13 protein-coding genes are annotated in these 11448 nt (G+C 68.7%); 3 read left to right on the top strand and 10 right to left on the bottom strand.

All coding sequences use genetic code 11. The annotated features are described in order from the left end of the window. Positions 1–59 precede the first annotated feature (59 nt). A complete protein-coding gene (locus tag ACWF4Z_RS27695) occupies positions 60–653 on the bottom strand; it encodes a helix-turn-helix domain-containing protein (RefSeq protein ID WP_452246069.1) in 594 nt (197 codons plus the stop codon). Between the two features lie 130 nt (positions 654–783). On the opposite strand from ACWF4Z_RS27695, the gene ACWF4Z_RS27690 reads away from it, so the two are divergent. Further along, complete coding sequence (locus ACWF4Z_RS27690; protein WP_452246068.1) at positions 784–1578, top strand: IclR family transcriptional regulator; 795 nt, start codon at positions 784–786, stop codon at positions 1576–1578. 15 nt (positions 1579–1593) lie between these two features. Here ACWF4Z_RS27690 and ACWF4Z_RS27685 read toward each other — a convergent pair whose 3' ends face one another. The 8 genes from ACWF4Z_RS27685 to ACWF4Z_RS27650 are packed head-to-tail and all read right to left on the bottom strand — an operon-like array spanning position 1594 to position 8640. Next, complete coding sequence (locus tag ACWF4Z_RS27685; RefSeq protein WP_452246067.1) at positions 1594–1938, bottom strand: hypothetical protein; 345 nt, start codon at positions 1936–1938, stop codon at positions 1594–1596. Beyond that, positions 1938–3521, bottom strand: a complete 1584-nt coding sequence (locus ACWF4Z_RS27680; RefSeq protein WP_452246066.1) for an AMP-binding protein — start codon at positions 3519–3521, stop codon at positions 1938–1940. Before ACWF4Z_RS27680 ends, ACWF4Z_RS27685 begins: the two co-directional genes overlap by 1 nt. Further along, complete coding sequence (hcaB, locus tag ACWF4Z_RS27675) at positions 3518–4345, bottom strand: 3-(cis-5,6-dihydroxycyclohexa-1,3-dien-1-yl)propanoate dehydrogenase (protein ID WP_452246065.1); 828 nt, start codon at positions 4343–4345, stop codon at positions 3518–3520. The genes ACWF4Z_RS27680 and hcaB overlap by 4 nt, the downstream gene beginning before the upstream one ends. Next, positions 4342–5214, bottom strand: a complete 873-nt coding sequence (locus ACWF4Z_RS27670; protein ID WP_452246064.1) for an alpha/beta fold hydrolase — start codon at positions 5212–5214, stop codon at positions 4342–4344. Before ACWF4Z_RS27670 ends, hcaB begins: the two co-directional genes overlap by 4 nt. A 9-nt stretch (positions 5215–5223) precedes the next feature. Continuing rightward, positions 5224–5790 carry a 3-phenylpropionate/cinnamic acid dioxygenase subunit beta gene (locus tag ACWF4Z_RS27665; protein ID WP_452246063.1) on the bottom strand — a complete coding sequence of 189 codons (567 nt, stop codon included), beginning with the start codon at positions 5788–5790 and terminating at the stop codon, positions 5224–5226. Then, positions 5787–7001, bottom strand: coding sequence for an NAD(P)/FAD-dependent oxidoreductase (locus ACWF4Z_RS27660; protein ID WP_452246062.1), 1215 nt, complete (start codon positions 6999–7001; stop codon positions 5787–5789). The genes ACWF4Z_RS27665 and ACWF4Z_RS27660 overlap by 4 nt, the downstream gene beginning before the upstream one ends. After that, a complete protein-coding gene (locus tag ACWF4Z_RS27655; protein WP_452246061.1) occupies positions 6998–7339 on the bottom strand; it encodes a non-heme iron oxygenase ferredoxin subunit in 342 nt (113 codons plus the stop codon). Before ACWF4Z_RS27655 ends, ACWF4Z_RS27660 begins: the two co-directional genes overlap by 4 nt. Then, complete coding sequence (locus tag ACWF4Z_RS27650; protein ID WP_452246060.1) at positions 7336–8640, bottom strand: aromatic ring-hydroxylating dioxygenase subunit alpha; 1305 nt, start codon at positions 8638–8640, stop codon at positions 7336–7338. The genes ACWF4Z_RS27655 and ACWF4Z_RS27650 overlap by 4 nt, the downstream gene beginning before the upstream one ends. A 99-nt stretch (positions 8641–8739) precedes the next feature. Between ACWF4Z_RS27650 and ACWF4Z_RS27645 the strand changes: the two genes are divergently transcribed. Further along, the gene (locus ACWF4Z_RS27645; protein WP_452246059.1) at positions 8740–9723 is read left to right on the top strand and encodes a zinc-binding dehydrogenase; all 984 of its coding nucleotides are present in this window, start codon (positions 8740–8742) and stop codon (positions 9721–9723) included. Further along, a complete protein-coding gene (locus ACWF4Z_RS27640) occupies positions 9720–10700 on the top strand; it encodes a 3-carboxyethylcatechol 2,3-dioxygenase (protein WP_452246058.1) in 981 nt (326 codons plus the stop codon). The genes ACWF4Z_RS27645 and ACWF4Z_RS27640 overlap by 4 nt, the downstream gene beginning before the upstream one ends. Here the strand turns inward: ACWF4Z_RS27640 and ACWF4Z_RS27635 are convergent. After that, positions 10663–11421 (bottom strand): SDR family NAD(P)-dependent oxidoreductase, encoded by a 759-nt coding sequence (locus ACWF4Z_RS27635; RefSeq protein ID WP_452246057.1) that lies wholly within the window; start codon positions 11419–11421, stop codon positions 10663–10665. The two genes, ACWF4Z_RS27640 and ACWF4Z_RS27635, sit on opposite strands and share 38 nt — an antisense overlap. Between the last annotated feature and the right edge of the window lie 27 nt (positions 11422–11448).

The following is an 11448-nucleotide window of genomic DNA, read 5'->3' as shown; positions in this document are numbered from 1 at the left end:
AGCGTCGACGTGCCGGCAGCCGGAGGCACACCGAAGTTCCAGCCAGCGGCACAGCCGGTTCAACTCTCGACCGGCCGCTTGACGCTGGAGCTGAACTGCCGGGTCTGCGGCAGCGTCGTGACCAGGTGCGCCACGACCCGTTCGCTCAGGCAGACATGACGGTGCGCGACGTCGCCCGGGAACCGGACGAAGTCACCGGCGGCGAGGTTCACCGGCTCGGTGACCGGGCCGGTGCGGAGCTTGCCGCTGATGACGTAGAGGTGATGCAGGGTCCCGGGCGGGTGCGGGGAGATCTCCGCCGCATCGTGCACCCCACGTTGGAGCCGGAGCAGCAGTGTGCGCACATAACCCGAGCCGTAGATCTCGTCGAGCGTCCGCTCGGACCAGCCCTCGCCGTCCGACCATTTCCCGTCCGCCTCGCGCTGCACGAAGACCGGCGTCCCCCAGACCGTGAGCAACCGGCGCAGGCTGAGATCGAGCGCCGAACTCAGCGCGCCCAGCGTCTCGACCGTGGGGTTGCCGATGCCTTGCTCGATCTTGGACAGCGTCTGCTTCGACAGCCCGGCGCGCCGGGCCAGCTCACCCAGCGACATCGCCCGCTCCTGGCGGAACCGCCGCACGTTCTGGGCGACCAGCTCGTTCTCGTCACTCATCAACGACCGTCACTTTTAATAGCCAGCGCGTCACTCTTGACAGGCTACCGCGTCGTTTCCATCATGTCACGTAGAAGTGACGTTCAGGGTTATCCGAAGTGACGGCCCTGCCGGGCAGACGAGGACGGCGATGCATACCACCACGAGCCACGACCGTGACGATCGGGCCGCCGTCGACAAGGCGGTCAGCCTGCTGCTGTGCTTCGGATCGGACGCGAGCTCCGGGGTCGGGGTCGCCGAGCTGGCCCGCCGGGCAGAGTTGAGCAAGTCGACAGCTTTCCGGGTCCTCGGCCTGCTCGAGCGCAACGGCGTCGTCGAGCGCGTCGGCCGCCAGTACCGCCTCGGGGCCAAGCTGCACGATCTCGGACGCAACGTCTACTCCCCCGACCACGATCGGATCCGGGATCTGCTCATCCCGTATCTGAGTGATCTCTATGAGCAGACACATGAGACGGTCCACCTGGCCGCCCTGCACGGCCTGGACGTCACCTACCTGGCCAAGCTGTACGGGCACCGCCGCGTACCGTGTCCGTCCCGCATCGGCGGCCGGGTCCCGGCGTACTGCACCGCGGTCGGGAAGGCGCTGCTGGCGCACTCGCCGGAGTCGCTCGAGCGTCTGCGAACGGCGGAGCTCGAGCCGCTGACCGCACACACCATCACCGATCACGGCGAGCTGGTGACCCAGCTCGCCCGCGTACGTCGTGAAGGGGTCGCCTACGACCTGGAGGAGGTGCGCATCGGGCTGACCTGTGTGGCGGCACCTGTCCTGGATCCGAGCGGCCGACCGGTCGCGGCGTTGTCGGTGTCGATCGGCACCGGCCGGCGTGAGCTCCACGACGTCGAGAAGACCCTGCGCCTGGTGGTGTCCGGTGCGAGCAGGCTGATCGCCCACGACGCCATGCGGCGCGGCCAGCGAACGGCCTGACCGGCGGCGGATTCGTCAGGTCTGCGGGACTCGATCGAGGTCCATGTCGACCGCGGTGACCCAGGAAGGCTCCGCAACCATCAGGCTCAGCGATTCCCCGTCCACGTCGACATCCACGACGTAGCGGAAGCCTGCCTCGACCGCGGCAGCGATCACGTCGTGGGCCTCCTCCGGAGCCGCGAACACCAGCCGGCGGCACTCGGGATGTTCGTGCTCGACCTGACGGATCACCGAGCCGAGCGTGGCCGTCACCGCCTGGGCAGGATCGGTGCGATCCAGCCGAACCTCCAGATCGTGCTCACTCGGAGGGTAGGTGTCACGCAGCCGGCCGGTCAGGCAGCGCTCGAGCCGCGCGCGCATCACTTGCTCCCCGGCAGGGCGCGCAAAGCCACCTTGTCGAGCTTCCCCGACGCGTTGCGCGGAACGACCTCGACGATCTCGAGTGCTGTTGGCAGCTTGTACCGCGCCAGCCGGCGCCCGGCATACTCACGGACGTCCTCGAGGCTGGGCCGGGCACCGGGCTCGACCGAGATCATCGCGACCACCGCCTCACCCCACTTCGGGTCGGGCCTGCCGATCACCGCCACGTCCGTCAACCCGGGGAGGTCGGCCAGGGCGGACTCCACCTCCGCCGGGTACACGTTCTCGCCGCCGGTGATGATCATGTCCTTCAGGCGGTCGACGATGTAGAGGCATCCGTCCTCGTCCTGGTAGCCGATGTCACCGCTGTGGAACCAGCCGTCCGCGTCGAACGCCGCAGCGGTCGCGGCCGGGTCCTCCCAGTATCCGGGCGTGACGTTGGGACCCCGGACGACGATCTCACCGGCGACGCCGACCGGGAGCACTGAACCGTCGTGTACGTCGACGATCCCGATCTGCGTGTAGGGCATCGGAATACCTGCCGAGCCGGCCTTGTCCAGCGTCCATTCGGCCGGCAGGTGCGTCGCGAACGGCGCCGTCTCGGTCAGGCCCCATGCCTGCTGCAGAAGGACGCCGTGCTGCGCGTACGACTCGATCAGCGACAGTGGAACCGGCGCTGCCGCGACGACCACAGTGCGGAGTGCGGACAGGTCCGCCGCGAAAATGCCGGCCACTCGGCCGAGCGCCTGCAGCATCGCCGGCACAGCGAACAGGTTGTTCACCCGGTACTCGACGAGATCCTTCAGCCACAGCTCGGGATCGAACGACCTGCGCAGTACGACGGTGCCGCCGCGGACCAACGAACGCAGGACGAACGAGTTCAGCGCGCCGATGTGGAAGATCGGCGCGACCGCGTGGGTGACGTCGCCGCGGCGGCTGTCGACCATCCACTCGACGTTGACGGAGTTCCACCAGGCGTTCCCGAAGGTCAGGACCACACCTTTCGGGGTCCCCGTCGTACCGGACGTGAACATCAGGATCGCCGGGTCGTCGAAGGTGCGCGGCTCGTTCCCGGTCCACGGCGTGGCGGCGGCCAGCAGGTCCCGCCAGCCTTCCCACTGTTCGTCGGCCGGCTCCGCCGGAATCTCGGGATCGTCGTCGACCAAGAGGAATCGCCGCAGCGCGGTGGACCCGCTGACCGCGTCGGTCACGGCCCGGTGGCCCTGCTCGGACACGATCAGCGTCGCGCCGCTGCGCGCGAGTACCCGAGCCAGCTCAGGTGCCGCCAGCCGGAAGTTCACCGGCACGAAGATCGCGCCGACCCGGAACGCGGCCAGCATCGTGACGAGGAACGACGTGCTGTTCATTCCGAGGAAGGCGACCCGGTCACCGAGCTCGACGCCGCGGTCCACCAGGACCCGGGCGCAGCGGGCGACCTTGTCGTCCAGTTGGGCGAAGGTCAGGTCACCGCCGGAGTACACCGCAGCGAGCGTTCCGGGGTAGTAGCGGGCGTTCCGGGCGACCGCGGTCGCCGGATTGATGTCCACGCGGTGGCCCGAGTTCACCGGATGGGCGAAGGTCATAAGTGCTCACCGCCTGCATCGTGCTGGAAACCCCGCACCCCCATGCCACCGTCTGCCCTGATCGCGTGACCGGTGATCGGTCCACTCTGCTCCTTGGAGGCGAGCAGCACATAGGGCCCGGTGAAGTCCTTCGGGTCGATGCTCGAATCGTGCAACGGGATCGGCGGTGGCGGCGAGTCTGCCGTCCGCTTGGCGAAGGAGGCGCTGATCGACCGCGCATTCAGCTCCAGCGCGTCCGGCCCGCGCAGGTCCGTGTTCATCGCACCGCAGGCGACGCCGTTCACCCGGACCTTCGGCGCGAGTTCGTAGGCGAGCTCCTTCATCAGCCCCAGACAGGCATGCTTGCTGGCCGTGTAGATAGGCCCGCCGCCGTTGACGTAGAAGGAGGCGTTCGACAGCGTCATCACGATGCTCCCGCTGGTCTTGACCAGCTCGGGCCAGGCAGCCTCCGCGGCCAGCAGGTAACCCTTGACGTTGATCCCGAACAACTCGTCGAAGGTCGCGCTCAGCTGGTCGCCGGACAACCGCGTCAGCTGGCGCTGGTAGTCCCACACCCCGGCGTTGGTCACCAACGTGTCGAGCTTGCCGAAGCGCGCGACGGTCTCGTCGACGGCGGCGTGCAGTTGCTCGGTACTGCGGACATCCGCGACCACCGGGTGGATCCGCGCCGGGCTGCGGTCGGCGATCTGCCGCAGCCGATCCTTGTCCCGTCCGACGATCGTCACACAGGAGCCCTCGGCAACGAATCGCTCGGCAACGGCCGCACCGATCCCGGATCCCCCGCCCGTCACCAGGGCGACGTATCCCTCCAGCCAGCCGCTCACGCCGACGCTCCCAGGAAGCTGAGGACCTGCTGCTCGAACTCCGCCTGCCGCTCGAGCTGGACCCAGTGACCACAGTTGCCGAAGACGTGCAGTTGTACGTCGCGGATCTGCTTGAGCATGAGCTGCGCGCCTTCGAGGGTGATCGTGCGGTCGTCCCGTCCCCACAGCAGCAGGGTCGGCGCCTTGATCAGGTGCAGGTCCCGCCACAGCGGATCCATGCCGCGCCGTTTCGTGAAGGCCGCGTTGTACCGGTGGTAGAACGCGATGTGGCTCTCGTCCAGCGATGCTTCGTACCGCGACCGGACGACGCTGTCCCCGAACTGCTTGTGGTCGTAGACCATCGTCCGGATGAAATTCGCCATCTTCTGCTCGCTCGGTCCGCTCCCCGCGTAGTACCGGAACATCTCCTTCTGTCCTTCGGTCGGAGTCGGGCCGAACGGCAGCCAGCCACCCCCAGGCGCCATCAGGACCAGCCGTGCGACCCGGTCCCGCTGCGTCTGCGCGAACGCGATCGCCGCGGCACCGCCGAGGCTGTTCCCGAGCAGATGACACGTCGGTACGCCAAGAGAGTCGAGTGTCTCCGTCAGGGCGTGCACGGTGATCTCGGTGATCGACCTGGCGTCAAGATCGTCGTCGGTCGGGCGGTAGCTGCCACCGAACCCCGGCTGGTCGGGCAGGATCACCCGGAAGTGCCGCGTCAGCTGTGCCAGGTTCTGGTGGTAGTTGGAGATCCCGGACGCACCCGGCCCGCCGCCGTGCAGCATGACGAGGGCTGGTCCCTCGCCCGCTTCGGCCACGGCGATGTCGCCAAGGGACGTCGTCACCGTACGACGGATGACCGGTACGGCGGTCTCAGCGGTCGTTGTCATCGAGGCCTCTCAGAAGAAGGTGCTGATGTTCTTGGACAGCAACAGGTTCTGGTCGAGCAGAATCGTGCGCCGCGCAACCAGGTAGCCGTCCTCGGCCGCGCGCAGGATGTCGTCGCGGCGACCGGCGAACACGTTCTGCTCGCGCTCCAGGCGGTTGCGGTAGACGAGGAACGCACTGCGAACGGCGAGATCGGTCGCGGCGAATCCCGGGTGGTCGGCCGGATCCACGTGATGCACAACGACGTTGGTGACGAGGTGCCGGGTTCGCGACGGCGGATCCTCGGCCCACGCCATGCCCGAGTCGAACCGCCGGATCCGCCAGGCGAGACTATCCTTCGTCTCGTCGTAGAACGCGGCCTCGCCCCGCTTGGCCACCGACAGGGCTTGCTGGCGACGCAGCCGGTTGGTCCGGGTCGGCATCCAGTACTCCAGGTCGTCGGCCAGCAACCCGAGCCAGTCGGCGTACCGGCCGTCGTCGAGCAGCTCGGCTTCGCGGTAGTACAGCTGCTGTACGGCGAAATGCGTGGCCAGGTCCGCGAGCCGGCCGGCCCGGACTCGATGGTCTGTCGTGGTCATCGGCGGAGCAACTTTCGTAGATCGGTGGTGGGATCGGCCAGTGCGTCCGGATCGACGCGCACGCCACGGTCGATCATTCGACGGGCCGCGCGGACCAGGAGCGAGTCGTCAACGGCTATCGCGCCGGCCACCAGGCCGCCGGACAGGCCGAACACCGCGAACGAACCCGGCGCCTGTCGCACGACCGTTCGATCGCAGCGCGCGACCCGGCCCACCACCTCGACGTGATGGCCGTGCCGGTCGGTCCAGAACCACGGAGCGGTGGCCGGCTGCGGCGGCCTGCCGAGGATCGTCCCCGCGCAGCGGCGTGCCTCGACCTGGGCCGCGTCCCAGTGTTCGGCCGGCTCGGCGAATCGGCCGCCGCTGCGGACCCGCGCCGGATCGCCGGCCGCGAGGACCGCGGCGTTCGATGTCGTCATCGTCTCGTCCACCACGATTCCGCGATCGATCCGCAACCCCGCGTCCTGGGCCAGCTCGACGGCAGGCAGCATCCCGACGCCCAGCAGGACGACGTCGGCCGTGACGATCTCGCCGGTCTGCAACTCGGCCCGGATCTCGTCGCCTCGTTGCTCGAAGCAACTGACGCCGGCCGCAACGGTGCGGACCCCGCGATCGACGTGCATACCGTGCAAGAGCTCGGCCGCCTCCGCACCGATGACGGCCTCGAGTGGTCGTTCGACCGGATCGGCCAGGACGACATCGACGCCGAGGAAGCGCGCTGTCGACGCCACCTCTGCGCCGATCAGGCCCGCGCCGACGACCAGCAGCCGTGCACCGGACACCAGCCGATCGCGCAGGCGGTCGGCGTCCTCGACCGTCCGCAGCGTGTGCACGAGCGAGCTGTCCGCCCCGGCGATCGGTGGTCGCGCGGCCCGTCCACCCGTCGCCAGGACAACTCGGTCCGCCCGCAGCGACACACCGCTGCCCAGTTCGACGACGGCTTCGTGTGGGCGCAGCCGGGTCGCGACCGTCGACGACAACAGTTCGATCCGGTGATCGTCGTACCACTCCGGTGGCTGCAGGGTGAGCTCCTTGACGTCGGCCTCGCCGGCCAGGAAGTCCTTGCTCAGCGGTGGCCGGTCGTAGGGCCGCTCCCCCGCGTCGACGAGAACGACCTCGCCGTCGAATCCCTCGGCCCGGAGGGCGGCCGCCGTACTGACGCCGGCGATCCCGCCGCCCACGACGACCACTCGCCCAACTGTCGTGGTCATGCTTGCCCGGGAAAGAGGTAGACCTCGCCGTCACGGACCTCGACCCGATGGCAACCGACGTCGCGGGTGGCGGGCAGCCCTTCGACCGCACCGGTGGCCAGGCAGAAGCGGCTCGAGTGCAGCGGGCACTCGACGTGACCGTCCTCGACCCAGCCCTCGGCCAGCGACGCCGTCTCGTGAGTGCAGGTGTCGTCCAGGGCGTACACCGTGCCGTCGTCGTCGCGCAGCAGCGCCACGTCGTCATCGGTTCCGGTGACGGTCTTGTCGATCGCGAGGCCGGCCCCGATCTCGATGTCGTCGACCGCGGCCACCCGGATACCGGTCGTGGTCTCGTTCATCGCCCCTCCTCCGACTCGTGCCAGGCGGGCGTGTTCATCAGGTCCCGCCAGTGGGCGTAGAACGAGCGGCCGGCCGCGTCGCTGTACAGCTCGCTCGTGCGCCCCGGATACGTCCCGTCCTCGCGCTCCGAGCCGATGCCCATCTGATAGTTCAGCGCAACGCCGTTCGTGACGAACCCGTGCGAGATGGCCTGCACCTCCGACCAGTTCTCGCCGTCGTCCTGCTCGAAGATCCCACTCGGCCCGAACGTGCGCAGGTTGTACAGCCGTTGGGCCTCGCGCACCTCGGGCGGCATCGAGGCGTCCACGAGCGTCCAGGCCCAAACCTCCATCCGGTCCGGTCCTTTCGGATGCCAGACGCGGACGGAGCCGTTGACCGGGAGGTAGGAGAAGTTCGGGAACACGGTCGCGTGTCCGTTGGTCAACGGTCCCTCGACCCGCGCGTCGCCGAGGCGCTCCCGCAACGCGTCGTAGTCGGTCCACCGATGAACGACGTCGGCGTCGAACCGGTTCTTCGGATGCACCGGGAAGCCCGCGCCGTGACCGTTGGGATCGACGTACTGACGCCCGGTCCGGTGCACGATCTCGTCCTTGGGCTTCTTGCCCGCCGGCGTCATCACCATCAGCGCCGAGGCATGACTCATGTTCACGTGGTACCAGTCGGTGGCGAACTGTTCGGCGGCCAGCTTCCAGTTGCCCTCGAGGATCCATTTGTGAATCCCGCCCACGACGACAGTGCCTTGGTCGTCGTGGTCCAGCATCGCGTCCAGGTACCAGGCCATGTCGCCCAGCGCGTCGCGCAGGCTCGGCGGCTCCGGATTCCAGGTACCGAAGATCAGACCGTGGAACGACTCGACGTGGGGTACTTCGAGCAGTCCCCAGTCCTCTGTCCGGAAGGACTCGGGGTAACCGGGCTGGTTGGGCACGTTGACGAGCCGGCCGTCAAGGTCGTACGACCAACCGTGATAGCTACAGGTGAAGTTGCGTGTTGCTCCGCTGTCCGCGCGGCAGACCCGCGCACCGCGATGCCGGCACGAGTTCAGGAACGCCTTGATCCGACGGTCCTTCGTCATCGTGACGATGACCGGGTCCTCGCCCAGGTAGGTGGCGAAGAAGTCGCCGGGCTTGTGGAACTGGTCGGTGTGGGCCAGGAACAGCCAGCTGGGTGCGAACACCCGCCGCAGCTCCTGCTGGTACAGCGTCTGGTCGGTGAAGATCACCCGGTCGATCAGGCCTCGATCGCTGTCGACCAAACCCGACACGTCGAGGTTCCTGGTGAGCTCGCGCGGACGATTCCTCATGCCGACAGTTCACGGTACGACGGGGCCCGCTTCCAGCCCGTGTTCCGTCGAGCGGCACACCCGGTGGGCATCGGCCGATCGCCCGCGCACCGTAGGGTCATGATCGCTGCCCGCGCCGTCAGCCAGAGCGCATCGGATCCGTTGTCCGGTCTCGTCCTCGACGACATCGCCGTACCGCAGGTTCCGCCCGGGTGGTCGCTCGTCCGGGTCGTCGCGTCATCGCTGAACCTCCACGACGTCTGGACCCTTCGCGGTGTCGGCCATCCGGCCGAACGGCTGCCGATCGTCCTCGGGTGCGATGCGGTCGGGTTCGACGAGGACGGCCGCGCGGTGATCGTCTACCCGGTGATCGCCGACCCCGACGCGGGGATGGGTGACGAGACTCTCGACCCCGGTCGCGCGTTGCTGTCCGAGCGGCACGACGGCGCGTTCGCGGAGTACGTCACGGTCCCCAGCCGCAATCTGGTGCCCAAACCCGAGTGGCTGTCGTTCGAGGAAGCCGCGTGCCTACCGGTCGCGTGGACGACGGCGTACCGGATGCTGTTCACCCAGGCACGGGTCCAAGCCGGTGACCGGGTTCTGGTCCAGGGCGCCGGTGGCGGCGTCGCGTCGGCCGCGATCAAACTCGCCGCCGCGGCGGGTGCGGTCGTGTACGCGACGAGCCGCAGCGAGTCGAAGCGCTCCGACGCCGAGTCCTGGGGAGCCCGACTCGCCGTGGGCACCGGCGAGCGACTGCCCGAACGCGTCGACATCGTCATCGAGACGGTCGGCGAGGCCACCTGGAGTCACTCGCTGAAATGTCTGCGGCCGGGCGGAACGATCGTGGTCGCGGGCGCGACCAGTGGCGCCAACCCGCCGGCCGACCTGAACCGCGTCTTCTACCTCCAACAGCGCATCATCGGCTCGACCGGTGCGACCCGCAGTGAGTTGGTGGCGATGCTCCGGATGATGGAGGCGACGGGCGTCCGACCGGTGATCGACCGAACGCTTCCGCTGACCCAGATCCACAAGGGCTTCCAGCATCTGATCGACGGTGATCTCACCGGGAAGCTTGTCCTCGACCACACGAAGGAACCGGCATGACCGCATCCCCCGCACTGGCCGCCGTCGGGCTCAGCCACTCCCCGCTGATCGGCAAGAACGATCCGGCGCCCGACGTACTCGCGGCCGTCGCGGCGGCGGTCGAGCACACGCGTGCCTTCGTCCGCGACTTCGATCCCGATCTCGTCGTCCTGTACGCGCCGGACCACTACAACGGCTTCTTCTACAAGGAGATGCCGCCGTTCTGCCTGGCCACCGCCGCGGAGTCGGTCGGTGACTTCGGCTCGACGGCCGGTCCGCTGCTCGTCGACGCCGGCGCGGCGCGCGCGCTCGCCGCGGGAGTACTTGCCCAGGGCATCGATCTGACGGTGTCGGCGCGGATGGTCGTCGATCACGGTTTCGTGCAGCCGCTCGAGGTCCTGTTCGGCGGGATCGACCAGGTGCCGGTCGTGCCGATCTTCGTCAACGGCGTCGCGACCCCGCTCGGACCGGTCGCGCGGATCCGTGCCCTCGGTACGGCGGTGGGCCGAGCCATCGCCAACCTGGACCGGCGGGTCCTGTTCCTCGGCTCGGGCGGCCTGTCGCACGATCCGCCGGTTCCCGTCCTCGACGGTGCACCGCCGCGGGTCGCCGAGGCGCTCATTCAGGGACATCCGCCGACTCCTGAGCAACGGCTGAAGGGCGAGCAGCGGGTCGTCGAGGCGGGTCGCGCGTACGCCGCCGGCGACACCACGATGATCCCGATCAATCCCGAGTGGGACAACCTGTTGCTGGACATCGTCGAGAAGGGTGCCCTGGAGCAGTTCGACGACTGGACGGTCGAAGGGATGAGCGCGCAGGGCGGCGGATCCAGTCACGAGGTCCGGACCTGGATCGCCACCTTCGCATCGCTGGCGGCCGCGGGGCCGTACGAGCTGACGTCCCGCTTCTACCGAGCGGTCCCCGAATGGATCGCCGGCTTCGCAACGGTCACCGCAACCCCTACTTCATCCCCAGCCGAAGCGCCCCGTCGAGTCTGATGGTCTCGCCGTTCAGCATCGGGTTCTCCGCGATGTGCTGCACCAGAGCGGCGTACTCGGACGCCCGGCCGAGGCGGGACGGGTGCGGGATCGACGCGGCGATCCCCGCCTTCGCCTCCGCGCTGAGGATGTCCATGAACGGCGTGTCGAAGACTCCGGGCGCGATGCCGGCGACCCGGATGCCGCTCCGGGCGAGATCGCGGGCGGCCGGCAGCACCATCGCCACCACGCCGCCCTTCGAAGCGGCGTACGCGACCTGACCCATCTGGCCTTCGTACGCGCCGACGCTGGAGGTCAGGACGATCGCACCACGAGAGCCGTCCTCGTTCGGCTCGTTGCCGGTCATCGCCGAGGCAGACAGCCGGAGGAGGTTGAAGGCTCCGACCAGGTTCACGTCGATCAGTTGCCGGAACGACTCGATGGGATGCGGGCTCCCGTCCCGGCCGACGGTCTTCGCCACTGCCGCGATACCGGCGGCGGACACTGCCAGGCGCAGCCCACCGACAGCGGCGGCCGCTGCCTCGACGGCCCCGGCCACGGATTCCTCGTCCGTCACATCGCAGCGCACGTAGCGGCCGCCGATCTGATCGGCCAGCGTCTTTCCGGCCTCGACGTTGCGTCCGGCAACCACCACACTCGCGCCCAGCGCGGCGAACCTTCGGCAGGTCTCCGCACCGAGTCCCGACGTACCTCCGGTGACCAGAACGCCTTGACCATTCATTGGCAGAACTCCTTCCAGGGCGGCGAC

The sequence above is a fragment of the Kribbella sp. NPDC055071 genome, from assembly GCF_053608045.1.
This window is presented reverse-complemented; position numbering and strand designations above follow the sequence as displayed.